General features: G+C 72.6%; 26 protein-coding genes. 9 read left to right on the top strand and 17 right to left on the bottom strand.

Annotated elements, in window-relative coordinates; genetic code table 11:
* Positions 1 to 21 precede the first annotated feature (21 nt).
* From ACZ7L4_RS32635 to ACZ7L4_RS32625, 3 genes are all read right to left on the bottom strand, one after another.
* Entirely contained in the window at positions 22 to 1,269 is a 1,248-nt protein-coding gene (locus ACZ7L4_RS32635) for a glycosyltransferase family 4 protein (RefSeq protein WP_472108250.1), read from the bottom strand.
* A 166-nt stretch (positions 1,270 to 1,435) separates the two neighbouring features.
* Positions 1,436 to 2,716 (bottom strand): ABC transporter substrate-binding protein, encoded by a 1,281-nt coding sequence (locus ACZ7L4_RS32630; protein ID WP_472108248.1) that lies wholly within the window; start codon positions 2,714 to 2,716, stop codon positions 1,436 to 1,438.
* Positions 2,691 to 3,263, bottom strand: a complete 573-nt coding sequence (locus tag ACZ7L4_RS32625; protein WP_472108246.1) for an MTB12 C-terminal domain-containing protein — start codon at positions 3,261 to 3,263, stop codon at positions 2,691 to 2,693. Before ACZ7L4_RS32625 ends, ACZ7L4_RS32630 begins: the two co-directional genes overlap by 26 nt.
* A gap of 166 nt (positions 3,264 to 3,429) precedes the next feature.
* On the opposite strand from ACZ7L4_RS32625, the gene ACZ7L4_RS32620 reads away from it, so the two are divergent.
* From ACZ7L4_RS32620 to ACZ7L4_RS32610, 3 genes are read left to right on the top strand one after another with little or no spacing between them, the layout of a single operon-like run.
* Positions 3,430 to 3,894, top strand: coding sequence for a hypothetical protein (locus ACZ7L4_RS32620; protein WP_472108244.1), 465 nt, complete (start codon positions 3,430 to 3,432; stop codon positions 3,892 to 3,894).
* Between the two features lie 12 nt (positions 3,895 to 3,906).
* A complete protein-coding gene (locus ACZ7L4_RS32615) occupies positions 3,907 to 6,459 on the top strand; it encodes an ABC transporter permease subunit (RefSeq protein ID WP_472108242.1) in 2,553 nt (850 codons plus the stop codon).
* Entirely contained in the window at positions 6,456 to 7,181 is a 726-nt protein-coding gene (locus ACZ7L4_RS32610; protein ID WP_472108240.1) for an ATP-binding cassette domain-containing protein, read from the top strand. The genes ACZ7L4_RS32615 and ACZ7L4_RS32610 overlap by 4 nt, the downstream gene beginning before the upstream one ends.
* Here ACZ7L4_RS32610 and ACZ7L4_RS32605 read toward each other — a convergent pair.
* A complete protein-coding gene (locus tag ACZ7L4_RS32605) occupies positions 7,132 to 7,716 on the bottom strand; it encodes a transglycosylase family protein (RefSeq protein WP_472108238.1) in 585 nt (194 codons plus the stop codon). The genes ACZ7L4_RS32610 and ACZ7L4_RS32605 overlap by 50 nt on opposite strands.
* Positions 7,717 to 7,826: 110 nt before the next feature.
* A complete protein-coding gene (locus ACZ7L4_RS32600; RefSeq protein ID WP_472108236.1) occupies positions 7,827 to 8,462 on the bottom strand; it encodes a LysM peptidoglycan-binding domain-containing protein in 636 nt (211 codons plus the stop codon).
* A 400-nt stretch (positions 8,463 to 8,862) separates the two neighbouring features.
* Between ACZ7L4_RS32600 and ACZ7L4_RS32595 the strand changes: the two genes are divergently transcribed.
* Complete coding sequence (locus ACZ7L4_RS32595) at positions 8,863 to 9,663, top strand: hypothetical protein (RefSeq protein WP_472108234.1); 801 nt, start codon at positions 8,863 to 8,865, stop codon at positions 9,661 to 9,663.
* Positions 9,664 to 9,868: 205 nt separating this feature from the next.
* The gene (locus tag ACZ7L4_RS32590; RefSeq protein ID WP_450816951.1) at positions 9,869 to 10,156 is read left to right on the top strand and encodes a hypothetical protein; all 288 of its coding nucleotides are present in this window, start codon (positions 9,869 to 9,871) and stop codon (positions 10,154 to 10,156) included.
* An 81-nt stretch (positions 10,157 to 10,237) separates the two neighbouring features.
* Here ACZ7L4_RS32590 and der read toward each other — a convergent pair whose 3' ends face one another.
* The 6 genes from der to ACZ7L4_RS32560 all read right to left on the bottom strand — a co-directional run bounded on the left by der (position 10,238) and on the right by ACZ7L4_RS32560 (position 15,266).
* Complete coding sequence (gene der / locus ACZ7L4_RS32585) at positions 10,238 to 11,713, bottom strand: ribosome biogenesis GTPase Der (protein WP_472108232.1); 1,476 nt, start codon at positions 11,711 to 11,713, stop codon at positions 10,238 to 10,240.
* 81 nt (positions 11,714 to 11,794) lie between these two features.
* Positions 11,795 to 12,442, bottom strand: coding sequence for a lysophospholipid acyltransferase family protein (locus ACZ7L4_RS32580; protein WP_450816947.1), 648 nt, complete (start codon positions 12,440 to 12,442; stop codon positions 11,795 to 11,797).
* Positions 12,439 to 13,131 (bottom strand): (d)CMP kinase, encoded by a 693-nt coding sequence (gene cmk / locus ACZ7L4_RS32575; RefSeq protein WP_472108230.1) that lies wholly within the window; start codon positions 13,129 to 13,131, stop codon positions 12,439 to 12,441. The genes ACZ7L4_RS32580 and cmk overlap by 4 nt, the downstream gene beginning before the upstream one ends.
* A 113-nt stretch (positions 13,132 to 13,244) precedes the next feature.
* Positions 13,245 to 14,330, bottom strand: coding sequence for a prephenate dehydrogenase (locus ACZ7L4_RS32570; RefSeq protein WP_472108228.1), 1,086 nt, complete (start codon positions 14,328 to 14,330; stop codon positions 13,245 to 13,247).
* Complete coding sequence (gene aroH / locus ACZ7L4_RS32565) at positions 14,327 to 14,689, bottom strand: chorismate mutase (protein WP_266721209.1); 363 nt, start codon at positions 14,687 to 14,689, stop codon at positions 14,327 to 14,329. Before aroH ends, ACZ7L4_RS32570 begins: the two co-directional genes overlap by 4 nt.
* A 121-nt stretch (positions 14,690 to 14,810) precedes the next feature.
* Positions 14,811 to 15,266, bottom strand: a complete 456-nt coding sequence (locus tag ACZ7L4_RS32560) for a YidB family protein (RefSeq protein WP_472108226.1) — start codon at positions 15,264 to 15,266, stop codon at positions 14,811 to 14,813.
* A 139-nt stretch (positions 15,267 to 15,405) separates the two neighbouring features.
* Here ACZ7L4_RS32560 and ACZ7L4_RS32555 point away from each other — a divergent pair, with 139 nt between their 5' ends.
* From ACZ7L4_RS32555 to ACZ7L4_RS32540, 4 genes are all read left to right on the top strand, one after another.
* Positions 15,406 to 16,086 (top strand): hypothetical protein, encoded by a 681-nt coding sequence (locus ACZ7L4_RS32555; RefSeq protein ID WP_472108224.1) that lies wholly within the window; start codon positions 15,406 to 15,408, stop codon positions 16,084 to 16,086.
* Positions 16,087 to 16,162: 76 nt separating this feature from the next.
* Entirely contained in the window at positions 16,163 to 16,741 is a 579-nt protein-coding gene (locus tag ACZ7L4_RS32550; RefSeq protein WP_472108223.1) for a DUF6529 family protein, read from the top strand.
* A complete protein-coding gene (locus ACZ7L4_RS32545) occupies positions 16,738 to 17,205 on the top strand; it encodes a Rieske (2Fe-2S) protein (RefSeq protein ID WP_472108221.1) in 468 nt (155 codons plus the stop codon). Before ACZ7L4_RS32550 ends, ACZ7L4_RS32545 begins: the two co-directional genes overlap by 4 nt.
* A 22-nt stretch (positions 17,206 to 17,227) precedes the next feature.
* The gene (locus tag ACZ7L4_RS32540; RefSeq protein ID WP_472108220.1) at positions 17,228 to 17,926 is read left to right on the top strand and encodes a nucleotidyltransferase domain-containing protein; all 699 of its coding nucleotides are present in this window, start codon (positions 17,228 to 17,230) and stop codon (positions 17,924 to 17,926) included.
* Here the strand turns inward: ACZ7L4_RS32540 and ACZ7L4_RS32535 are convergent.
* The 6 genes from ACZ7L4_RS32535 to ACZ7L4_RS32510 form a co-directional block, all read right to left on the bottom strand.
* Positions 17,897 to 18,076 (bottom strand): hypothetical protein, encoded by a 180-nt coding sequence (locus ACZ7L4_RS32535; protein ID WP_472108218.1) that lies wholly within the window; start codon positions 18,074 to 18,076, stop codon positions 17,897 to 17,899. The genes ACZ7L4_RS32540 and ACZ7L4_RS32535 overlap by 30 nt on opposite strands.
* Before the next feature lie 40 nt (positions 18,077 to 18,116).
* On the bottom strand, positions 18,117 to 19,124 hold the full coding sequence (locus ACZ7L4_RS32530) for an ADP-ribosylglycohydrolase family protein (RefSeq protein WP_472108216.1): 1,008 nt from the start codon (positions 19,122 to 19,124) through the stop codon (positions 18,117 to 18,119).
* On the bottom strand, positions 19,121 to 19,867 hold the full coding sequence (locus ACZ7L4_RS32525) for an NUDIX hydrolase (protein ID WP_450816931.1): 747 nt from the start codon (positions 19,865 to 19,867) through the stop codon (positions 19,121 to 19,123). Before ACZ7L4_RS32525 ends, ACZ7L4_RS32530 begins: the two co-directional genes overlap by 4 nt.
* An 80-nt stretch (positions 19,868 to 19,947) precedes the next feature.
* Positions 19,948 to 21,138 (bottom strand): pseudouridine synthase, encoded by a 1,191-nt coding sequence (locus tag ACZ7L4_RS32520; RefSeq protein WP_472108214.1) that lies wholly within the window; start codon positions 21,136 to 21,138, stop codon positions 19,948 to 19,950.
* A gap of 10 nt (positions 21,139 to 21,148) precedes the next feature.
* On the bottom strand, positions 21,149 to 21,781 hold the full coding sequence (scpB, locus tag ACZ7L4_RS32515; RefSeq protein ID WP_450816927.1) for an SMC-Scp complex subunit ScpB: 633 nt from the start codon (positions 21,779 to 21,781) through the stop codon (positions 21,149 to 21,151).
* Positions 21,778 to 22,803, bottom strand: a complete 1,026-nt coding sequence (locus ACZ7L4_RS32510; RefSeq protein ID WP_472108212.1) for a segregation and condensation protein A — start codon at positions 22,801 to 22,803, stop codon at positions 21,778 to 21,780. Before ACZ7L4_RS32510 ends, scpB begins: the two co-directional genes overlap by 4 nt.
* Positions 22,804 to 22,807 lie beyond the last annotated feature (4 nt).

The following is a 22,807-nucleotide window of genomic DNA, read 5'->3' as shown; positions in this document are numbered from 1 at the left end:
GGGGCGGGGCCGTGGGGGCTGTCATGCGGGGTGTCCCTTCCGCTGCGGTCGCAGGGCGTCGCGCACCGCGTAGGCGCCGCCGAGCAGCGAGCCGCGGGCCCGGTGCAGCAGCCCGAGGGAGCCGCCGCGGCTGGTGAGCGAGCCGAACAGGTCCTCGTAGCGCTCGGCGATCCGCGCCGGGTCGAAGCGCTCGGAACCCCTGAGGGCGCGAGCGCTCATCTCCTGGCGCAGGGTGTCGTTGTTGATGAGTTCGAGCAGGCCGCCGGAGATCGCCTCGACGCTGCCGGTCTTGACGAGCCGGCCGTCCACGCCGTTGTCGATGATCTCGCCGGGGCCGTGCGGGCAGTCGGTGGAGACCACCGGAAGGCCGCAGCGCATCGCCTCGACGATCGTCATGCCGAAGGACTCGTACGTCGACGTCACGGCGGCGAGGGAACCTTTCGCCCACTCGGGCTCTATGGGGTGGGCGGGCCCCATGAGGTAGACGTGGTTGTACAGGCCGAGCTCGTCGATGAGCGTGCGCAGCTTGTCCTTCTGCTTGCCGCCCCCGTAGATCCGCAGCCGCCAGTCGGGCCGCTCGGCGCGCACCTGGTCGAAGGCGCGCACCAGCAGGTCGTAGCGCTTCACGGGCGCGAGCCTGCCGGCCGCCACGACCCACTTCCCGCTGCCGTCTGCGGGCGCGACGCCGGGCTGCGGGACGGGGTTGGGCATCGCCTCTATGCGCACACCGGGGAGCCGCAACTGCTCGCGGTAGGCGTACGCGTCGGCCTCCGTGGTCGTGGTGAGCGCGTCGAGGCGGGGGTAGACGCCGCGCAGTTCGCGGCGGAGCGCGGTGGAGTGCGTGCCGAGGGTGAGGTGCTCCTGCCCGACGCGCAGCACACCGCGCCTGGTGTCCCGGGCGAGGTGCACATTGAGGCCCGGCCGGGTGCCGACGACGACGTCGGCGTCCAGCGAGCCGAGGTGCTCGGCGATCCGCCGGTCGGTGAGCGCGCTGTACTGCTCGTACCGCCCCTCGCTGCGCGGGAAGACGGAGGCGGACCGCCGGAACTCCGGGTCGTCGCCCTCGTACCCCGCGGTGCCCTTGCGCAGATCGACCAGATGACGCACCCGTACGCGGGGGTCCGGCGCGAACACCGGCTCGTCCCGGTGCCGGAAGACGGACACGACCTCCACGTCGTGGTGGTCGGCAAGCGCGCTGGCAAGGTTGTACGTGGTGCGGATCGTCCCTCCGATCCCGTACGCATTGTGAATCAGGAAAGAAATCTGCATGCGCCCTCGTATCTGTCTGAACAGTCCGTCTTCTCCGCCTACCGGGTAGTTAGACGGAGATGACCTGGCGAGGGTTGTTCCTCATCGTCATCTTGTTCCTGAACAGATGCCGGATTGGTAGATGTTTTCGGGAACCTTCTCGCCAAATCACCCATCAGGGGGTACGTCATGGCTGGTAGGAGAGCTGCGGAACGTCAAAACAGGTGTGCGTCATATCGCCGCCCTGAGTGACCCAGCCTTTCGCGTCGGTCCATCTCGCGACCGACAGGCACGTCTTTCGAGTTCTCGGCGGCTTCTCGTGCTGCGCGAACGTCACGGGAAGCAGCAGCCCATCGGCCGAGTACCGTACGCGGCGCTCCATGAAACGGTCGACGCACGCGCGCGTGACCGTGCGACAGGAACGCGCGGCGTCCGTGAACCACAGGGCGGCGGCCCAGCCCTCCAGCTGCCACTGCGAGTGCGTCCGCAGCCCCTTGGTCGCCTCCCGGAAGGCGCGCACGGCGGGGTGGCCGGTGTCCTCGTAGTTGCGGCTCGCGCCGGTGGCCCACAGGGAGGCGCGGCAGTGCGGCGCCTTCTTGTAGGCGGACCGGACGGTCGAGGTCCAGTTCTGTACGTTCGTGACCTTCGCGGTGACGCGGGCGCCCGCCTCGTCCATGGCCTCGCACAGCCGCGCGTTGCCGTGCGCGTCGATGGCGTCGAAGACGAGGTCGGCCTTCGCGTCCTTCAGGTCGGCGGCCGCGGCCCGGAAGTTGGGCAGAGCGAAGTCGAGCTGCTCGGTGACGACGCGGTAGCCCTCGGCCCGGAGCCCGCGCGTCACCAGGCGGGCGTACGCGGCCGAGGCGGCCTGGTTGTAGGAGACGACGGCGGCGGTGCGGGCGCCGTGCTCGCGCTTGAAGTAGCGGTAGACCTCGGTGCCGCCGTACAGCTTCCCGTCCCAGCCCGGCGTCCCTTCGCGGGGCGCGAGGCTGCCGTAGATCCCGTACAGGTGCGGATAGGTGTCGTAGGCGGCGCCGATCGGCTGGCCGCCGATGTCGGGCACGCGCGCGTGGGAGACGCGTTCCGCGCCCGCGTAGTCCAGCGCCGTGGTGGCCACGAGGGCGACGACCTTCTGCTCGTCGACGAGCTTGTGCACGCAGGAGGTGTTGCCGACGCCGCTGCCGCCGTCGTCGCACAGGTGCACCTCGACGCGGCGCCCGTGGATGCCGCCCTGCCGGTTCAGCTTCCGGAAGTACGCCTGCGCGCCGTCGCGGGTGTCGGTGAAGGTGGCGCCGCCGACGGGGCTGGTGGCGCTGGTGATGATGCCGACCCGGAGCGGGGTGGTGGTCCGCGGCGCGGGCGCGGAGCGGTCCTCGAAGTCGCTCTCCGGCAGCCGGGACCCGCAGGCCGCGACGGCGAGGAGGGCCAGACCCGCGGCGAGCGCCTCAGCAGCCCGGGCCCGGCGACGCATTGCCGCTCAACTGCACCAGCGCGCACAGGGTGTTGACGGACACCTTCCAGGTGCCGCCCTGCTCGACGGACGTCCCCTTGGCGTCGGGCAGCACCGTCGCGCCCTTGAGGGCGAGGCCGTACGTCACGTCGGCCGCGGTCGCCGAGGTGAAGGCGACCTCGGTGACGGTGGCCTCCACCTGGCCGCCGCGCTTGTCACCGCTGAAGCCCTTCAGGACCGGGCGCATCTTGGCGCCGTCCTCCAGGACGGCCTCCTTGTCCTTCATCGACACCTTCGGGTCGAAGAACTTCTTCCAGTTCGTCTTGATCTCCTTCTCGGCGGCGGCCCGGTCGGCGGGCCCGCTGCCACTGGGCCGCGCCGACGAGGGCTCCTCGCTCGTGGGCTCCTTGTTGGTGGGCTCCTTCGAGCGCGGTGTCGGCGGGGCGCTGTCGTCGCCTCCGCTGTCGTCGCCGCAGGCCGCCAGGGCGGGGCCGAGGACCAGGGCCAGGGCGACGGCGAGCGCCGCGCCCCGTCCGCGAGCCGCGCGAGATGTGCTCCAGAGAACCATCAGGCCACCGCCGGGTGTCGGTCCGGGGACGGGGTCGGCGGCCTCGCCGAGATCGCGAATGCTTCGCCAACTGTCCCCGGAGCTTTCGGAGTTGTGCTCCAAAAGGCATAGTGCAAGCGATCGGCGGACAAGGCCAGACACACGCGCGCACCAGTGGGGGCCGGCGATGCGGACTGCCCGAATACGTACTGTGCACCCGGCCCTGTGGGCGGGGCTCGCGGCGCTCACCGTCGGCGCGGTGCTCTGCGTGATCGGCTGGTACGGCATGTCGGGCGAACGCTTCGCCGAGCGCCAGCTCCCCTATCTGGCCTCCTGCACGGTGCCGGGCGCGGCCCTGATCGTCGCGGGCGCGGTGCTCCTCACGCACGGCAGGGACCTGCTCGCCGCCTCGCGCGTGGAGCGCCTCTACGAGCTGCTGGTCACGGCCGAACCGGCGCCGGGGGACGCGGATCCCCCGCCCCCGCTCGCCTCCAGCGGCCGACTGCTCATGGCGCCCGGCGGCACGCTGTGGCACCGCGCCGACTGCCCGCTCGTCGAGGGCAAGCCGCGGGCGGTGCCCGTGGACCCTGGCGCGATCACGGAGGCGGGCCTCGGCCCGTGCCCCATCTGCGACCCGCCCACCGGGAGTTGAGGAGCCGAGGTCGTGTCGTCCCTCAGTTACGACCTCACGCTGGCCGGGCTCTCGGTGGGAGCGGCGGCGGCGCTCACCGGGATCGGCCTGATCGTCACCTACCGGGCGACGGGCGTCCTCAACTTCGCGCACGGCGCGGTCGCGATGCTCTGCGCGTATCTGCTGCGGCAGCTGGTGGTGGTGTGGGATGTGCCGCTGTGGGCGGCCGCGGCGCTGGTGCTCCTGGTGGTGGCTCCGGGGTTCGGACTCGCCCTGGAACGCTGGGTGTTCAGGCCACTGGCCCTCGCGGGGAACGACCCGGCGCGCACCCTGGTGGCGTCCATCGGCGTGTTCGTCCTCCTCGTCGGGGCGGCGGCACTGCTGTGGGGCACGGGGGCGCAGGAGGACGCGCCGAGGCTGATCGGCGGGGAGCCGTGGGGGCAGCTCGCGGTGGCCTGCGCGATCGGGGGCACGGTGTGGGCGGTGACGCGCTGGACGCGGTTCGGCGGTGAGCTGCGGGCGGTCGTCGACAACCGTCCGCTGGCCGTGCTCGGCGGGATCGACGCGGACCGCGTCGCCGCGGCGGGCTGGGCCTTCGGCACGTTCACGGCGGGCCTGACGGGGGTGCTCCTGGCCCCCTACGTACGCCTCGACCCGTACGGGCTGCCGTTGCTGGTGATGGAGGTCGTGGCGGTGGCGGTCGCGGCGGGCATGCGGCGGCTCGGGGTGGCGGTGGGGGCGGCGCTCGCGATCGGGGTCGCGCAGAGCCAGATGACGCGGCTGCATCCGAGCGGCTGGGCCGAGCCGCTGGTCCAGGCGGTGGGGGCGAATCTGTTCGTGGTGGCGCTACTGGTGGCGGCGCTCGCGCTGCCGGGCGTGGGCGGGAAGGGGGCGCTGCCGACGACGGTGACCCGCCGGACGCGGGCCGCTCCGCGGGGTGCCTGGCTGGTGGCGGGGGTGCTGTTCCTGCTGCCGCTCGGGTTCGCGGGCTCGGACCTGCGGACGTCGATCCAGGTACCGGCGCTGGCGCTGATCCTGTTGTCCTTGGTGGTGGTGACGGGAAGAGCGGGCCAACTCGCGCTCGGGCAGGGGGCGTTCGCGGGCCTGGGGGCCCTCTTCGCGGCGCTGCTGGCGACGGGCCGCTTCCCGGGCCTCCCCCAACTCCCGGGCATCCCCGCCCTCTTGGTGGCGGTGGCGATGGTGGCACCCCTCGGCCTGCTGACCGCCGCACCCGCGATCCGGCGGCACGGTCTCGCCCTTGCGCTCGCGACCTTCGCGGTGGGGGTCGGGGTGAGCCGCTTCGTGTTCGCCCAGCCGTACGCGACGTCCGGCCTCACGCCGCCGCGGCCTGCGGGCTTCGGGAACGACAGGGCGTTCTACGTACTCGAACTCGCCTTGCTGGTCGGCGCGTTGGCGATCGTGGCGGGCCTGCGCCGGGGACGCGTGGGCCGGGCGCTCGCGGCGGTGCGGGACCACGAGGCGGGGGCGTCGGCGGCGGGGGTCGGGGTGCCGGGTCTCAAGGTCGCGGTGTTCGTGGTGGGGGCGGGACTCGCGGCGCTGGGAGGCGGCCTCCTCACCTTCGGCCTGCGCTCCTTCGACCCGTCGGCGTACGACCCGGTGCGGGGCCTGCTGTGGTTCGCGGCGGTGGTGGTCCTGGGCGCGGACGCCCCGCTCGGCGCGCTCATCGGGGCGGGCCTCCTGGTGGGCCTGGACGCGGGGGCCCGGGGCGGGGTCGCGGCGCTGGCGATCGGGGTGCTGGCGGTGCTGGTGGGGCGGGGTGTGAGCATCCGACTCCGGGGCCCAAGGCCCGGTCGGCCAAATCAAGCGCGCTTGTCGGACGAGAGCCCGCGGGGTCCGGGGCAGAGCCCCGAGACGTGGGACCGGCCGACCGCAACGAGACCGACGCCGATCGCACTATCGGCCACCGACCTCACCGTCACCTACAACACCCACCCCGTCCTCCAGAACACCACCATCCGCCTCCGGATCGGCACGGTCACCGCCATCGTCGGGCCCAACGGCGCCGGAAAAAGCACCCTCTTCCACTGCCTCGCCGGAACGGTCCGCCCCGACGCCGGCCGGATCCGGCTCGGCCCACGGGACATCACCCACCTCCCCGCCCACACCCGCACCAGACTCGGCATCGCCCGCACCTTCCAACAGCTCGTCGTCTTCCCCTCGTTGACCGTGGCCGAGAACATCCGGGTCGGCGCCGAGCAGGGCCGCGTACGGAACCCGGCGGCCGTGGAGCGGATGACGCGCCTGTTCGGCCTGCGGGGCGGGCAGGAGACGGACGGGCTGCCCACCGGAACGTTGCGCCGCGTCGAACTGGCCCGCGCGCTGGCCGGCGACCCGCACGTACTGCTGCTCGACGAACCGACCGCCGGACTCGACCCCGCCGAAGTCGCCGCCCTCGCCCGCCTGCTGCGGGCACTCGCCGACGACGGCGTCGCCGTCCTCGTCGTCGAGCACGACCTGGACCTCGTCGCCGAACTCGCGGACACCGTGCACGTGATGGCGGCGGGCCGCATCGTGAGCTCGGGCACCCCGGACTCCGTCCTCGACCGCGCCCCGGGGCCGTCATGACGTCCGCCCCCGGCGGTGGCATCCAACTGCGCGACGCCCGCGTCCGCTACGGCCCCCTGGAGGCGCTCCACGGCGTCACCCTGGCCGCCCCCGACCGCGCGCTCACCGTGCTGCTCGGGCCGAACGGCTCCGGCCGCAGCACCGCCCTGCGCGCCCTCGCCGGCACCGTACGGCTCACCGCCGGGTCCGTGGTCTGGGACGGGGCCGACGTCACCCGGCACACCGCCCACGCCCGCGCGGCCGCGGGTCTGCGCCTCGTACCCGACCGGCAGGCCGTCTTCGCCGGTCTCACGGTGGCCGAGAACCTCCGCCTCGCCGCGCACGAGCGGGACTTCGGCGCCGCCCTCGACGCCTACCCCGAGCTGCGCCCCCTCCTCGCCCGCCGCGCCGGCACCCTCTCCGGCGGCGAGCAGCGGATGCTCGCCGTCTCTCGGGCCCTGGTCTCCCGCGCCCGCGTCGTCCTCGTCGACGAGCCCACCCAGGGCATGGCCCCGCCGGTCGCCGCCCGCACCCACGCCCTCCTGCGCGGACTCGACGCCTGCGTGGTCCTCGCCGAACAGCGCCTGCCGCCCGGCCTGCGCGGGACGCCCGTGTTCGTGTACGAACTCCGGCGCGGCGCGGTCGTCTTCCGCGGCGAGGCCACCGAGGGCCCGCCGCACCGGTCGTCCCCGCTCAGCCCGACGAGCCCGCCGCCCCCGTCGACTCCCCCGGCTCGGGGATGACCAAGGTCGTCCCCTCGTCGAGCCGGTCCGGGTGCGGGCCGATCACGTCGCGGTTGGCCTGGTAGAGCGCCTGCGCCCCGCCCTCCACCTCGAAGCGCCGCGCGATGGACGCCAGCGTGTCGCCGCGCTGCACCACGTGGACGCGGCCCTTGAGCCCGTACCGCTTGGAGCAGACCGGCCACGCCTCCCAGCCCTGAGTGCGCAGCACCTCCTCCGCGACCTTGATCTGCTCGGCACGGGTCGCGAGGTCGGCGCGCGGCGCGTACTGCAGGCCGCCGTGCTCCTCCCAGGTGGACTGCCGGAACTGGAGCCCCCCGTAGAAGGAATTGCCGGTGTTCTCGTCCCAGTCGTTGCCGCTCTCGCACTCCGCGAGGCAGGACCACGGCCACTCGGTCTTGGCGCATTCGTACGGCTCGGCGGCGTCCGCCCGGGCGGCGAGGGCCGGGAGCGCGGCCAGGGCGAGCAGCGCGCCCAGCAGGGCCGCCGTCCACCGCCGCGGGCCGTGCGCCTTCGGAAACGTAGCGCTCAGGTGCATAGCGCGGACGGTAGGCAGCCGGTGCGCGGCCGCCCGTCGTGCCGCGCCGCGCCCGCCGCGCGGCCCCACCCGGTCGGCGGACGGGGCGGGGCCGCGTGGCGCACAGGTGGTCAGCGCAGCAGCAGCCGCTGCCCCGGCAGGATCAGGTCGGGGTCGCCGCCGATCACCGCCCGGTTCGCGGCGTAGAGGCGCTGCCAGGTGGTGCCGTGGGCCGCGGCGATGCGGCCGAGGGTGTCGCCGCCTCGGACGACGTAGCCACCGCGGCGGGTGGCGCCGCGGTCGGTGTGGCCTGAAGTGCGCGGCTTCTGCGCGACCTTGGGAGCTGCCTTCGGCGCCGCCTTGGGCGCTGCTTTGGGTGCCGCCTCGGGTGCCGACTGCACGCCCGGCGCGCTGCCGTACGCGCCTGCCCGTGCCGCACAGGTGGGCCAGGCGCCCCAGCCCTGCGCGCGCTGCACCTTGGTGGCGACGGCGATCTGCTGCCCCTTGCTGGCCCGGTCTGCGGTCGCCGCGTAGGCCCCTCCGCCGTACGCGCGCCACGTGCCTGCCGAGAACTGGAGGCCGCCGTAGTAGCCGTTCCCGGTGTTGATGTGCCAGTTGCCGCCGCTCTCGCAGCGGGCGATGCGGTCCCACACGCCGCCGTCCGCCGCTGGGGCGGGGCCGGCGAGGGCGAGGAGACCGAGTGGGGCGGCGAGGGCCACCCCGGCGAGGACCGCTGTCGTGTGTGCCGTACGGATCGGCGCGGACATGAGAATCCCTCTCGTGGACTGCTCGTTGCGGACGGCGGTGGAATCTAGGCAGCCCACGACGGCCGCGGCAACCAACGGCCCGTCCCGCCAGGCCAGTTCGCCGTTACCCGGAGTACCGGCGTTTTTCGGCCAACCGATAGATACAAGGATTTCAGGATTTGTCGACCTGTCGTCCCGATGATCTGTGACCCACTTCACCGGTCCAACTTCCTTGGAAAACCAACAAGTTGGCGTGGAGTGACGGGTTCCGGGCGTTCGTTCACGGTGTGCGCCGGATGAGGTGATTCCGTTCCGATCGGGGCGTGACCGAGGACACAGATCATCCGTTGTCCCTTCATAAGCACTCGCCTGACCGTGGCCGATCACCCCGATCGGTCCAACAGATCCCTGAGGAGTCCCCGTGCCTCGCTTGCTCGACGTCAGCAACGACGTACGCGCCGAGATCGGCGACGAAGAAGCCGACCGCCTGATGGCCGGCGACAACGCCCCCGGCAGCTACGACTGCACCTCCTGCCGCACGCCGGGCGACTCGCAGCAGCAGCCGACCAGCACCGTCCTGTTCGTCGGCGACGAGACCGCCGTGCTCGCCTTCGCCCACGCCTCCTGCCTGCCCTCGCAGGTCGTCCAGGTCGCGGAGGACCAGCTGCAGGGCGCCGTGCAGTCCGTCGGCGGCGGCCAGGACGCCCCGGCCGCGCAGCCCGACGGCGGCGCCCCCGCCGCGCCCTCGCAGGCCGTGCTCGGCGTCACCAGCGGCCTCGTGCTGATCGGCGACACGACGCACCCCGCCCTCGTCGTCGAGCCGACGGGCCCGATCGCCCGCCCCGGCACGACGACCGACGGGGACGACTTCCTGCCGCTCCTGATCGAGCAGGGCTTCATGCCGGCCACCTCGCTCGACGGGGTCCCCTCGATCCTCGGCGGCTGGTCGGTGCTGCTCGCCATGGGCCAGCTGCACGCGATCCTGCAGCCCGGCACCGGGGGCTCCGCCGCCCAGGTCGCCTGGTGGCAGGCGCACCAGCCGCTCCTGGTCACGGAGGGCTGGCGGACCGCGGCGAACAAGACGCAGACGGTGCTCGTCTTCGCCGCCTCCGCCGGTTCGATCGGCCACCAGCCGCGCGAGGACCTGCTCCGTCAGGCCCTCGACAAGGCGGCGGCGAACGGCCGTCTGGTGGCCGCCGCGATGCCGCTCGCCGGCACCTGATCCGGCCTGGCGGCCCCCCAAGGGCCCCCACGAACGCGCCGGTCACACCGCTGACAGCCCGCAACAGCGCAGGCCAAGGGCGCATCCGTCGGGGGCCCTGTTCGTTGGCACATACGTGCACCCATACGACCCCACCTCATCCCCCGCGTCCGGTTCCACCCCTTCGTCCCGACGGCACCAGCCGTATCAGAACCACATCCCGTCGATGCGCCCCGCGGAGGAGCAGCCGGGCGGCCATGCCGTGGGCGGCCACGCGGGGAGCGGCCCGTCGGTGACCCCGATCTACGACGCCCTGTACGCGGAGTGGCGCCGCTCCTTCCGCACGCTGCCCGGCGACCGCAGCGGCGAGGAGGACCTGGGGTTCAGGGGCTTCGACCCGCTCCACGGCCCGCGCCCGCACCATCCGCCGCGCTGGCAGCCGTACCCCCCGCAGCACACCACGGGACGGCACTTCCCCGCGGCCCTGCCGCCGGGACCGCGCCGGGAGCACTGACCTCCCCGCCCCGCACAGCACGACGCCGCCGAGTGGATCCCTCCACCGGCGGCGTTCGCCTGTGCTCCCGCTGAAGCGGGACTACTTCTTCTTGCCGCGCTTCTCGCGCACGCGCACCGAGATGTGGATCGGCGTGCCCTCGAAGCCGAACTCCTCGCGCAGGCGGCGCTCGATGAAGCGCCGGTAGCCGTGCTCGATGAAGCCGGAGGCGAAGAGCACGAACCGCGGCGGCTTGGAGGCGGCCTGCGTGCCGAACAGGATGCGGGGCTGCTTGCCGCCGCGCACCGGGTGCGGGTGGGAGGCGACGAGTTCGCCGAGGAAGGCGTTGAGCCGGCCCGTCGGGATGCGCGTCTCCCAGCCGTCCAGGGCCGTCTCGATCGCGGGGACGAGCTTCTCCATGTGCCGGCCCGTGCGCGCCGAGACGTTCACCCGGGGCGCCCAGGCGACCTGGCCGAGCTCGGTCTCGATCTCGCGCTCCAGGTAGTAGCGGCGCTCCTCGTCGAGGGTGTCCCACTTGTTGAAGGCGAGGACGATCGCGCGGCCCGCCTCGACCGCCATCGTCACGATCCGCTGGTCCTGGATGGAGATCGACTCGGAGGAGTCGATCAGGATGACCGCGACCTCCGCCTTCTCCACGGCAGCGGCGGTGCGCAGCGAGGCGTAGTAGTCGGCGCCCTGCTGCAGGTGGACGCGCTTGCGGATGCCCGCCGTGTCGACGAACTTCCAGGTGACGCCGCCGAGTTCGATCAGCTCGTCGACCGGGTCGCGGGTGGTGCCCGCCAGCTCGTTGACGACGACGCGGTCCTCGTCCGCCACCTTGTTCAGAAGCGACGACTTACCGACGTTCGGGCGGCCGATCAGGGCGATCCGGCGCGGACCGCCGAGCCCGGCGCCGCCGAAGCTCTGCTGCGGGGCCTCGGGCAGGGCCTCCAGGACGGCGTCCAGCATGTCGCCGGTGCCGCGGCCGTGCAGCGAGGAGACCGGGTGCGGCTCGCCGATGCCGAGGGACCACAGGTACGAGGCGTCGGCCTCGCCGCTCGGGCCGTCGACCTTGTTGGCGCAGAGCACGACCGGCTTGTTGGCCTTGCGCAGCAGGCGCACGACGGCCTCGTCGGTGTCGGTGACGCCGACCTTGGCGTCGACGACGAAGACGACGGCGTCGGAGGCCTCGATCGCGTACTCGGCCTGCGCGGCCACGGACGCGTCGATGCCGAGGACGTCCTGCTCCCAGCCGCCGGTGTCGACGACCTTGAAGCGGCGGCCGGCCCATTCGGCCTCGTAGGTGACGCGGTCGCGGGTGACGCCGGGCTTGTCCTCGACGACGGCCTCGCGGCGCCCGATGATGCGGTTCACCAGGGTCGACTTGCCGACATTCGGGCGGCCGACGACGGCGAGCACGGGCAGCGGCCCGTGGCCCGCGGCGTCGAGCGCGCCCTCGACGTCCTCGAGGTCGAAGCCCTCCTCCGCGGCGAGCTCCATGAACTCCGCGTACTCAGCGTCGCCCAGCTCCCCGTGCTCGTGTTCCGGGGAGCCCTCGGGCTGGATCTGGTCGTTCATGAAGTCCGTACCTCGTCGTTCATTCGTGGTGATCGGTGCGCCCGCCTCGTGTCAGGAAAGCCGCACTACTGAAAGTCTCGCTCAGCGCCCGGTCAGGCGCCTGGCGTTGTCCAGGTGGGCGGTCAGCCGCTCCTGGATGCGCACGGTCGCCTCGTCGAGCGCCTTGCGCGTACGCCGTCCGCTGCCGTCGCCCGCCTCGAAGGGGTCGCCGAAGACGACGTCGACCCGGCTCCTGAGCGGGGGCAGCTTCTTTATCAACCGTCCCGGGCGCTCCGTGCTTCCCAGCACGGCGACCGGGACGATCGGCGCCCCGCTGCGCACCGCGAAGTACGAGAGTCCGGCCCGCAGCGACGCGAAGTCGCCCTCGCCGCGCGTGCCCTCCGGGAAGATGCCGAGCACTCCCCCGTCGGAGAGCACGCCGAGCGCGCGCGTGATGGCCGTGCGGTCCGCGCTGGTGCGGTCGACCTTCACCTGCCCGATCCCGTCGAGGAACGGCCCGAGCGGTCCGACGAACGCCTCCTGCTTGATCAGGAAGTGTGTCGGACGCGGGGCGACGCCCATGACCATGGGTCCGTCGATGTTGTGGGAGTGGTTCACGGCGAGTATCACCGGGCCGGTCGCGGGGACCCGCCAGGATCCCAGGACCCGCGGCTTCCACAGCCCGTACATGAGGCCGACGCCGATGCGCCGACCGACCTCGGCGCCCCGCTCGGAAGGCGCTTGGGTCACTTCGAGTCCCGCTTCTCCTCGACGAGGGTGACGACGCACTCGATGACCTGCTGCAGCGTGAGGTCGCTGGTGTCGACCTCGACGGCGTCCCCGGCCTTGGCCAGCGGCGACGTCTTGCGGCTCGAGTCGGCCTTGTCGCGGGCGACGAGGGCCTCCTGCGTGGCCTTCACGTCGGAGCCCTTGAGCTCGCCGGAGCGGCGGGCGGCGCGGGCCTCGGGCGAGGCCGTGAGGAAGATCTTCAGGTCGGCGTCGGGCAGCACGGTCGTACCGATGTCACGGCCCTCGACGACGATGCCCTTCTCGGCGCCGAGCGCGATGGTGCGCTGCAGCTCGGTGATCCGGGCGCGCACCTCGGGGACGGCGCTGACGGCGCTGACCTTGGAGGTGACCTCGGTGGTGCGGATCGGCGCTGACACGTCCGTGCCGTCCACCGTGATGGTGGGGGCGGCCGGGTCGGTGCCGGAGACGATCTCGGCCTTGCCGGCGACGGCGGCGATCGCGGACGGGTCGTCCAGGTCGATGCCGTTGTTCACCATCCACCAGGTGATCGCGCGGTACTGGGCGCCGGTGTCCAGGTAGCTGAGGCCGAGCTGGGCGGCGACGGCCTTGGAGGTGCTCGACTTGCCCGTGCCGGAGGGTCCGTCGATGGCGACGATCACTGCTGCGGCGGCGGTCGCGGCGGTTTCCATAGGTGACGGACACCTTTCTCAGTGCACGGGGGCATGGGTACGGGGCGCGGAAGCGCCCCGTACAAGGTTACTGGCTCCGGAAGACCCCTTCTTACGTGCCTCCGCGGGCCTCGTTACTGGCGCATCGCCCAGCCGCGCTCGCGCAGCGCGGCTGTCAGCTTCGGCGCCTGCGCCGGCTGCACCATGAGCTGCATGAAACCGGCCTGCTGCCCGGTCGCGTGCTCGATGCGGACGTCCTCGATGTTCACGCCGGCCGCGCCCGCGTCGGCGAAGATCCGCGCCAGCTCGCCCGGCTGGTCGGAGATGAGGACGGCCACGATCTCGTACGCCGCCGGGGCCGCGCCGTGCTTGCCGGGGACCCGGGACTGGCCCGCGTTGCCCCGCCGCAGCATCGTCTCGACGCCGTCCACGCCCTCGCGGCGCTTGGCGTCGTCTGAGGACTGGAGGGAGCGCAGGGCCTGCACCGTCTCCTCCAGGTCGCCCGCGACGGCGGAGAGCAGGTCGGCGACGGGACCCGGGTTCGCGGAGAGGATGTCGATCCACATCCGCGGGTCCGAGGCCGCGATCCGCGTCACGTCACGGATGCCCTGCCCACAGAGGCGTACGGCGGCCTCCTCGGCGTGCTCCAGACGGGCCGCGACCATGCTGGAGACCAGGTGCGGCATGTGCGAGACGAGCGCGACGGCCCGGTCGTGGGCGTCGGAGTCCATGACGACGGGGACGGCCCGGCACAGAGCGACCAGCTCGAGGGCGAGGTTCAGGACCTCGGTGTCCGTGTCCCGGGTCGGGGTCAGCACCCACGGCCGCCCCTCGAAGAGGTCGGCATTGGCCGCGAGCGGACCGCTGCGCTCACGGCCGGACATCGGGTGCGTACCGATGTACGGGGTGAGGTCGAGGCCCAGCTCCTCCAGCTCGCGGCGCGGTCCGCCCTTGACGCTGGCGACGTCGATGTAGGCGCGGGCGAGGCCCCGGCGCATCGCGTCGGCGAGCTGCGCGGCGACGTGCGCGGGCGGCACGGCGACGACGCACAGGTCGACGGGTCCCTCGGGCGCCTCGTCGGTCCCGGCGCCGAGCGCGGCGGCGGTGCGGGCCTGCCCGGGGTCGTGGTCGGCGAGGTGCACGGTGACGCCGCGCGAGGCGAGGGCCAGGGCGGCGGAGGTGCCGATCAGGCCGGTGCCGATGACGAGTGCGGTTCTCACTGGGCGATGTCCTTGCGGAGGGTGGCCGCGGCGCCGAGGTACACGTGCGCGACCTCGGCCTTGGTCCGCTCGGTCTCGATGTGCGCGAGGATCCGGACGACGCGCGGCAGGGCGCCGGCGATGTCGAGCTCCTGCGCGCAGATCAGGGGCACGTCGACGATGCCGAGCTTGCGGGCGGCCGCGGCGGGGAAGTCGGAGTGCAGGTCGGGCGTGGCCGTGAACCAGATGGAGATCAGGTCGTCGGCGGTCAGCTCGTTGCGCTCAAGGACGGCCGTGAGCAGCTCGCTCACCTGCTCGTCCATGTGCCCGGCCTCGTCCCGTTCGAGTTGGACGGCGCCCCGGACCGCTCGTACCGCCACGTCACTGCCCCTTTTCCATGTACGTGCAATGGGATAGGAGGCCAGCGTAATCAAGGCGGCGGACGCGGGTGCGCGGCGCCCGTCTGCCGAGACGGACACCGCGCGCCCCGACGCCGTCGGGTCAGAGCTTCTGCTGCTTGATGAGGTCCTCCAGGGAGCCGGACGACGGCACCTGGCCCTCGGGGGTGAGCCTGTCGACGACCTGCGGCAGATCCTTGGCCACCTGCGCGGCCGCCTCGTCGCGGCTGACGCCCGCCTCCGCGGCGACCTTGTCGAGGGTCTCGTCGGGCACGGCCTGCTTGACCTGATCGGGGCTGAGCGCCTGGTTGTCGCCCGTGCCGACCCACGAGTCGAGCTGTCCCTTGTCGACCAGGCCCGACTTCGTGATCACCTCGAGCAGGCCGCCCAGCGGATTGGACCCGGCGCCCGCTCCGCCGCCGGCGCCCGCTCCACCTGCGCCTCCGCCGAGGAGGCCGCCCAGGAGCGAGCCGAGGATGTTGCCGCCGCCGGAGCCGCCGCCCTGGCCGCCTCCGCCGAGGAGACCGCCGAGCAGACCGCCCAGATCGTTACCGGCCATGGTCACGCGCCTTTCGGAACATTCACCTGCGAGGAAACCCGGACCACCTCAATGTCGCCCGAACCGCCCCCTGTCGCCACCCGGCCGGAGCTGCTTGCATGGAGGCCGTACCGCTGCCGCCTCGGGGGGAGGCCCGGTCATGAAGCGCTCGGGCCCGCTGTTCACCTTGCTCGCCGGACTGGCCCTCGGCCTGTTCATGCTGTCGCTCAACGCGACGACGGGCGAGGGCACTTCGTCGTACGGGGAGGCCCCCGCGGCGAAGGTCACGCCGTCCGCCTCCGCGTCGCCCTCGAAGGCACGCCCGTCGCCCTCGAAGTCCCCGGGGCCTTCGGAGGCGAGCCCGACGCGGACGGCCCGCGCCAAGACCAGCTACGCGGGCCGCACCGACGACGACACGTCCGCGATCTCCATCTCCGTACGCGGCGACAAGGCGATCGCCTACTTCTGCGACGGCCGCTCCAAGGAGTCGTGGCTGAAGGGGAACGTGGAGGACGACGGCGAGATGAAGCTGTCCGGCAAGCACGGCGCGAAGCTGGAGGGCCGGCTCACCGGCGACCGGGTCCGCGGCACCACGACCATCGACGACCACCCCTACGGCTTCACGGCGAAGAAGGCCGTCAAGCCGTCCGGCCTGTACCGGGCGACCACCGAGGTGCGCGGCGCGAAGATCGACGGCGGCTGGATCGTGCTGCCCGACGGCCGCCAGGTCGGCATCGTCCGCCGCGACGACAAGCCGTCCGCCGCACCGCGCATCGACCCGGAGTCGGGCGCGGTCACGGTCGACGGCGACCGCCTGACGGCCCGCCCGGTCGTCCCCTGAACGGCACGCGGAGGGTCCTGAGACAGAGGGTCCTGAGACAGAGGGTTCAGAGACAGAGGGTTCAGAGAGGGTTCCCATGACCGTCGACCCGAACGCCGCCACCCAGAGCTTCCCGAACCCCGACCACCGCCGCCCGTCCGCGGCCCGCTACCTGGTCCCCGCGCTCGTGGCGGCGGCGGTGGCCGTGGCACTCGGCGCGTACGGCAAGGTGCACGACCCGGAGGGCACGGCGTTCAACCTCGCCGGTTTCTCCAGCACGAGCGCGGTGAAGTCCTGGCTGGCCACGGCGGCCTTCGCCTTCGCGCTCGTCCAGATCGTCTCGGCGTTCATGGTGTACGGGAAGCTGCGCGGCCCGTCCTGGGCGCCCGCGCTGCACCGCTGGTCGGGCCGGGTCGCGTTCCTGCTCGCGGTGCCCGTGGCGGTGCACTGCCTCTACGCGCTCGGCTACCAGACGTACTCGACCCGGGTCATGTGGCACTCCTTCTTCGGCTGCTTCTTCTTCGGGGCGTTCAGCGCCAAGATGCTGCTGCTGCGGGTGGAACGGCTGCCGGGCTGGCTGCTGCCGGTGGTGGGCGGTCTTGCGTTCGCGGTCCTGACGCTGCTGTGGTTGACGTCGGCACTGTGGTTCTTCCGGACGGTGGGAGTGACGACATGAGGCGCAGCGCGTCGCGCAGGAGCGTCCTCGTCGCGGGCACGGCGGCGCTGGCGGCGGGCTGCAGCAAGTACGGGGACGAGGGCGGCGGGGGCGACGGGGGCGAGAAGACCTCCGCATCGGAGCCCTCCTCCGCCCCCTCCAAGCCGAGCGGCACGGGATCCAAGAACCCGCCCGCGGCCGACGAGCTGACGAAGACCTCCGCCGTCCCGGTCGGCGGCGGCAAGGTCTTCCCCGACGACAAGGTCGTGGTGACCCAGCCGGCCAAGGGCGACTTCAAGGCCTTCTCCGCGGTGTGCACGCACCAGGGCTGCACGGTCAAGGACGTCTCCGGCGGCACCATCAACTGCCCCTGCCACGGCTCGAAGTTCAAGATCGCCGACGCCTCGGTGGCGGGCGGCCCGGCACCCCGCCCCCTGGACCCCCGGCAGATCGAGGTCACCGGAGACTCGATCACGCTGGCCTGACCGCTGCGCCTACGCTCACCCCATGAACGGGGAACACCTGGTGCGCGACCACACCATCTACTCCTGCGTCATGGGGTCACGCGCCTTCGGCCTGGCCACGGACGCGAGCGACACGGACCGCCGGGGCGTGTACCTGGCCCCGACGCCGCTCTTCTGGCGCTTCGAGAAGCCGCCGACGCACGTCGAGGGCCCGGCGGACGAGCAGTTCTCGTGGGAGCTGGAGCGCTTCTGCGAACTGGCGCTGCGCGCCAACCCGAACATCCTGGAGTGCCTGCACTCGCCGCTGGTCGAGCAGGTCACGGACACGGGCCGCGAACTCCTGTCGCTGCGCGAGGCGTTCCTCTCCCGCCGAGCGCACGAGACGTTCGCGCGCTACGCCGCGGGCCAGCGCAAGAAGCTCGAAGCGGACGTCCGCACCCACGGCGCCCCGCGCTGGAAGCACGCGATGCACCTGCTGCGTCTCCTGATCTCGTGCCGCGATCTGCTGCGCACCGGGAAGCTCACGATCGACGTGGGCCCGGACCGCGAACCGCTGCTCGCGGTCAAGCGCGGCGAGGTGCCCTGGCCGGAGGTGGACCGTCGGATGACGCGCCTGGCGGCCGAGGTCGAGGAGGCGGCGCCCCGCACTCCCCTCCCCGCGGAACCGGACCGCGCCCGCGTCGAGGACTTCCTGATCCGCGCGCGCCGCGCATCAGCCCTGGAGCCGCAACCGGACGACTAGGTCGTGCAACGCGTCGTGGGCGGACGGCTGCTCGGGCAGCGCGGAATCGGCCTGCGCCGCGTCCAGCTCGGCGTGCAGCGCCTCCACATCGGCGGCGACCCGCTCGTACGCGATGTCCGCGCCCGGCAGCCCGGCGGCGGTGAGCGTCATGGCGACATGTTCGCCGACGCCGACGCCCCGGCCCACCGAATTACGCGGCGTCCCACCGCGCCCCGAACTCCAGCAGTTCCTCCCGGTGCTCGATGCGGCCGGTCCACTCGTCCGGCCAGGCGTCGGCGCCGAGGTGGGCGCCCGCGAAGGCCCCGGCGAGGGCCGCGATCGAGTCCGAGTCGCCGGAGGTGCAGGCGGCGCGGCGCAGCGCCAGGACGGGCTCGTCGACGAAGAGGAGGAAGCTCAGCAGGGCCGTGGCCAGGGCCTCCTCCGCGATCCAGCCGGCGCCCGTGGCGAGGCAGGGGTCGGTCTCGGGGGACGGCTCGCGCAGCGCCTCCCGCAGCCGGTCGAGGACGCCGAGGCACTCGTCCCAGCCGCGCGCGATGAACCGCTGCGGCGTCGGTTCCTCACCGCGCCGCCACAGGTCGCCGAGCCAGGCCTCGTGGTACGTCTCCCGGTTCTCGTACGCGTAGGAGCGGAGCCGGCCGACCAGGCCGGTCGGCTCCGCGCCCGCGGCGAGGAGGCGTACGGCGTGCGCGGTGAGGTCGGCGGCGGCGAGGCCCGTGGGATGCCCGTGGGTGAGGCCCGCCTGCAACTGGGCGGCGCCCGCCCGCTGTTCGTCGGTCAGTCCCGGTACGAGCCCGAGCGGCGTGACGCGCATATTGGCGCCGCAGCCCTTGGAGTGGATCTGGCTGGCCTCCTGCCAGGACCGGCTCTCGGTCTTCAGGAGGGCGCAGGCGCGCAGGCAGGTGTTGCCGGGCGCGCGGTTGTTGTCGGGCGACTCGTACCAGTCGACGAACTCCTCGCGCAGCGGGCGCTCGAACCGCTCCGGTGTGAGGGGGCCGCTCCTGTGCAGCGCCCGCGCCACGGCGAGCGCCATCTGCGTGTCGTCGGTGATGTACGCGACGGGGTGCCCCGGCAGCTCCATCTCCCGCCAGGGCCCGCACTTGGCGAGGATCGCCGGTACGTCGTTGAACTCGGTCGGAAAGCCGAGCGCGTCCCCGAGGGCGAGGCCGAGCAGCGATCCGGTGGCGGAACTCTTCGTCATCGGCGGGACCTTTCCGAGGGCTCGTGCGCGGGGCGCAGCAGCGGTGGGTGCAGGGACGTGGCGTCGCCGGCCCGGTACAGCGCAGCGGGCTTGCCGCGCCCGCCGGTGAGCCGGGACGCGCCGGGGATCTGCTCGACGAAGCCGGGGGTCGCGAGCACCTTGCGGCGGAAGTTCGCCGGGTCGAGGTCGGTCCCCCACACCACCTCGTAGACCTGCCGCAGCTCGCCGAGCGTGAACTCGGGCGGGCAGAACGCGGTGGCCAGGCAGGTGTACTCCAGCTTCCCGCCGATCCGGATCTGGGCGTCGGCGAGGATCCGGTCGTGGTCGAAGGCGAGCGGGCCCTGGGTCCCGTACGGCAGCCAGGCGGCCCGCGCCGCGTCCCCGCCGCCGTGCGCCTGCGGGGCGTCGGGCACGAGCGCGGCGAACGCGACGGACACCACCCGCATCCGCGGATCGCGCCCCGGTTCGCTGTACGTCCGCAGCTGTTCCAGATGCAGCCCGGCGACGTCGGCGAGCCCGGTCTCCTCGGCGAGCTCGCGGCGCGCGGCCGCCTCCGCCGACTCGTGCGGCTCCAGGAACCCGCCGGGCAGCGCCCAGCGCCCCGCGTACGGCTCGTGACCGCGCTCGACGAGCAGGATGTGCAGCCGTCCGGACCGGAGCGTGAACACGGCCAGGTCGACGGTGACGGCGAAGGGCTCGTAGGCGTACTTGTCGTAGCCCGCCACCGGGCTGTTGTCGGACATGCGAGGACCCCCTCCCTTTATTGGTCCAACAGACCTTAAAAGGAGGGGGTCGCCGCACACAAGACCCGCGCGGGTGCGACCTACAGGTCGACCTCCTGCATCAGCATGCCGACCTCGGTGTTCGACAGACGCCGCAGCCAGCCCGACTTCTGGTCGCCCAGCGTGATCGGACCGAAGGCGACCCGCACCAGCTTGTCGACCGGGAAGCCGGCCTCGGCCAGCATCCGCCGCACGATGTGCTTGCGGCCCTCGTGCAGGGTGACCTCGACCAGGTAGTTCTTTCCGGTCTGCTCGACAATGCGGAAGTGGTCCGCGCGCGCGTACCCGTCCTCCAGCTCGATGCCGTCCTTGAGCCGCTTGCCCAGATCGCGCGGGATCGGGCCCACGAGGTGCGCGAGGTAGACCTTCTTCACGCCGTACTTCGGGTGCGTGAGGCGGTGGGCCAGCTCACCGTGGTTGGTGAGCAGGATGACGCCCTCGGTCTCCGTGTCGAGCCGTCCGACGTGGAAGAGGCGCGTCTCACGGTTGTTCGTGTAGTCGCCGAGACACTGCCGCCCCTCGTTGTCCTCCATGGTGGAGACGACGCCGACCGGCTTGTTCAGGGCGAAGAACTGGTACGACTGCGTGGCCACGGTCAGGCCGTCGACCTTGATCTCGTCCTTCTCCGTGTCGACACGGAGACCCTGCTCCATGACGATCTCGCCATTGACCTCGACGCGGGCCTCATCGACCAGCTCCTCGCAGGCGCGCCGCGAACCGTAACCGGCACGGGCCAGGACCTTCTGCAGCCGCTCGCCCTCCTGCTCGGCGCCGGGGAACGTCTTGGGGAGCTTGACGTCCTTCTTGCCCGCGTACCGCTCGCGGTTGCGCTCCTCGGTCCGCGTCTCGTACTCGCGCGAACGCGAGGGAGCCGTGCGGGCACGGCCGCCCGACTGCTGCTGCCCGCGCTTGGGGCCGCCCTTGGCACCGCCGCGCGCGGAGGCGCCACGGCCCGCCTTCGGACCGTCCTTCGTGGCGTTCGGGCCTACGTCGTAGAGGCGCTCCTCGGGACGCGGCCGCTTCGGACGCGCGGGCCTGTCGTCCCGCTTGTCGTCACGCCTGTCGTCACGCCTGTCGTCGCGGTAGCCGCCGCCACCGCGCCTGTCGTCGCGGTTGTTGCCGGCGCCGCGCTGGTTGCCGCGGCCCCCGCTGTTCCCGCCGCGGCCGCTGCTGTTGCCACCACGGCTCCCGCCGTTGTTTCCGCTGCTGTTCCTGCCGCTGCTGCTTCGCATCAGATTTCCGTTAGTCGTGTACTTCCTCGACACCCGGCGCATCGGGTGCGTCCGGGTCGAACGACGGGACCCCTTCCTGCGTATCGCCCTCGATCGCGTCCGCCTCGGGGAGGAAGGGCGCGAGTTCCGGCAGCTCGTCCAGGCCGCGCAGGCCCATCCGCTCCAGAAAGTAGTTCGTCGTCCTGTACAGGATCGCACCTGTTTCGGGTTCCGCGCCCGCCTCCTCCACCAGCCCCCGCTGCAACAGGGTCCTCATGACCCCGTCACAGTTCACTCCGCGCACCGCGGAGACCCGGGAACGGCTGACCGGCTGCCGGTACGCGACGACGGCGAGGGTCTCCAGGGCCGCCTGGGTGAGCCTCGCCACCTGCCCGTCGAGGACGAAGCCCTCGACGGCGGCCGCGTACTCGGGCCGGGTGTAGAAGCGCCAGCCGCCCGCCACGAGCCGCAGCTCGAAGCCGCGGCCCTGCGCGCGGTACTCGTCGGCCAGCTCCCGCAGCGCATCGCTCACGGCCCTCCTGGGCCGCTGCAGGATCTTGGCGAGATGCTCCTCGGTGGCGGGCTCGTCGACCACCATGAGTACGGCTTCCAGGGCGGGCTTGAGGTCGAGCTCCGCCACACCACCGGGGTCGAGCTCGCTCATGTGGCAGCCTCCTTCTGCTCGGGGGCCTCGGGTGCCCGGTCGAACTCGTCCGTGACCGTCGGCTCGGCGTCGGCGTCGCCCCCGGTCCAGCGCACGACCAGCTCCCCCAGCGGGGTCTCCTGGTCGAGCCCCACGGCCTTCTCCCGGTACAGCTCCAGCAGGGCCAGGAACCGGGCGACGACGGTGAGCGTGTCGTCGGTGTCGGCGACGAGCTCCCGGAACGGGGCCTCGCCGACCTCCTTGAGCCGGGCGACGACGAGCTGGGCCTGCTCCTGCACGCTCACCAGCGGCGCGTGGATGTGCTCGACGTACACCTGCGGCCTGGGCTTCGGCTGCATCGCCTTCACGGCCAGCCTGGCGAACCCCTCGGCTCCGATGTTGATGACGACGTCGGGCAGCAGCTCGGCGTGGTGCGGCTCCAGGCCCACGGTCCGCGGGTACCGGCGCCCCTCGTCCTCCATCCGCTCGCTGAAGATGTCGGCGATCCGCTTGTACGCGCGGTACTGCAGCAGCCGCGCGAACAGCAGGTCCCGCGCCTCCAGGAGGGCCAGGTCCGCCTCGTCCTCCACCTCGGCGGCGGGCAGCAGGCGGGCGGCCTTCAGATCGAGCAGCGTCGCGGCGACGACGAGGAACTCCGTCGTCTGGTCGAGGTCCCAGTCCGGCCCCATGGCCCGGATGTGGGCCATGAACTCGTCGGTGACCTTGGAGAGCGCGACCTCGGTGACATCGAGCTTGTGCTTGGAGATGAGCTGCAGCAGAAGATCGAACGGCCCCTCGAAATTATCGAGCCGAACCGTGAACTTCCCGTCATCGACCTCGGCCTCGGAGTCCTCGGCCTCCGGTTCCACCGCCTTGGGCAATCTGCCGCCTTGGGCGGCAGGGTGGGCAAGGCGGCCCCCGGTTCCGGCCGAAGGTTCGGAGGGCGCAGGCTCCGGTTCGGAGAGCGCACCACGCCCGAGCGCACGCCGACGACCGCCCGGCGGCGGTGGCATCGGGGGACCAGAGGATTCGTTGACGGACATCAAC

The organism is Streptomyces sp. NPDC107575, assembly GCF_055657265.1.
This window is presented reverse-complemented; position numbering and strand designations above follow the sequence as displayed.

Bases quoted from the DNA above. Each gene is read 5' to 3' on its own strand.
- ACZ7L4_RS32590 (WP_450816951.1), top strand. From the start codon at position 9,869: ATGCGCCCCGCGGAGGAGCAGCCGGGCGGCCATGCCGTGGGCGGCCAC.
- ACZ7L4_RS32600 (WP_472108236.1), bottom strand. From the start codon at position 8,462: ATGTCCGCGCCGATCCGTACGGCACACACGACAGCGGTCCTCGCCGGG.
- ACZ7L4_RS32530 (WP_472108216.1), bottom strand. From the start codon at position 19,124: ATGACGAAGAGTTCCGCCACCGGATCGCTGCTCGGCCTCGCCCTCGGG.
- ACZ7L4_RS32525 (WP_450816931.1), bottom strand. From the start codon at position 19,867: ATGTCCGACAACAGCCCGGTGGCGGGCTACGACAAGTACGCCTACGAG.
- ACZ7L4_RS32620 (WP_472108244.1), top strand. From the start codon at position 3,430: ATGCGGACTGCCCGAATACGTACTGTGCACCCGGCCCTGTGGGCGGGG.
- ACZ7L4_RS32605 (WP_472108238.1), bottom strand. From the start codon at position 7,716: ATGCACCTGAGCGCTACGTTTCCGAAGGCGCACGGCCCGCGGCGGTGG.
- ACZ7L4_RS32630 (WP_472108248.1), bottom strand. From the start codon at position 2,716: ATGCGTCGCCGGGCCCGGGCTGCTGAGGCGCTCGCCGCGGGTCTGGCC.
- ACZ7L4_RS32560 (WP_472108226.1), bottom strand. From the start codon at position 15,266: ATGGCCGGTAACGATCTGGGCGGTCTGCTCGGCGGTCTCCTCGGCGGA.
- ACZ7L4_RS32520 (WP_472108214.1), bottom strand. From the start codon at position 21,138: ATGCGAAGCAGCAGCGGCAGGAACAGCAGCGGAAACAACGGCGGGAGC.
- der (WP_472108232.1), bottom strand. From the start codon at position 11,713: ATGAACGACCAGATCCAGCCCGAGGGCTCCCCGGAACACGAGCACGGG.
- ACZ7L4_RS32635 (WP_472108250.1), bottom strand. From the start codon at position 1,269: ATGCAGATTTCTTTCCTGATTCACAATGCGTACGGGATCGGAGGGACG.
- ACZ7L4_RS32625 (WP_472108246.1), bottom strand. From the start codon at position 3,263: ATGGTTCTCTGGAGCACATCTCGCGCGGCTCGCGGACGGGGCGCGGCG.
- ACZ7L4_RS32545 (WP_472108221.1), top strand. From the start codon at position 16,738: ATGAGGCGCAGCGCGTCGCGCAGGAGCGTCCTCGTCGCGGGCACGGCG.
- ACZ7L4_RS32510 (WP_472108212.1), bottom strand. From the start codon at position 22,803: ATGTCCGTCAACGAATCCTCTGGTCCCCCGATGCCACCGCCGCCGGGC.
- scpB (WP_450816927.1), bottom strand. From the start codon at position 21,781: ATGAGCGAGCTCGACCCCGGTGGTGTGGCGGAGCTCGACCTCAAGCCC.
- ACZ7L4_RS32550 (WP_472108223.1), top strand. From the start codon at position 16,163: ATGACCGTCGACCCGAACGCCGCCACCCAGAGCTTCCCGAACCCCGAC.
- cmk (WP_472108230.1), bottom strand. From the start codon at position 13,131: ATGGAAACCGCCGCGACCGCCGCCGCAGCAGTGATCGTCGCCATCGAC.
- ACZ7L4_RS32535 (WP_472108218.1), bottom strand. From the start codon at position 18,076: ATGACGCTCACCGCCGCCGGGCTGCCGGGCGCGGACATCGCGTACGAG.
- ACZ7L4_RS32555 (WP_472108224.1), top strand. From the start codon at position 15,406: ATGAAGCGCTCGGGCCCGCTGTTCACCTTGCTCGCCGGACTGGCCCTC.
- ACZ7L4_RS32540 (WP_472108220.1), top strand. From the start codon at position 17,228: ATGAACGGGGAACACCTGGTGCGCGACCACACCATCTACTCCTGCGTC.
- ACZ7L4_RS32610 (WP_472108240.1), top strand. From the start codon at position 6,456: ATGACGTCCGCCCCCGGCGGTGGCATCCAACTGCGCGACGCCCGCGTC.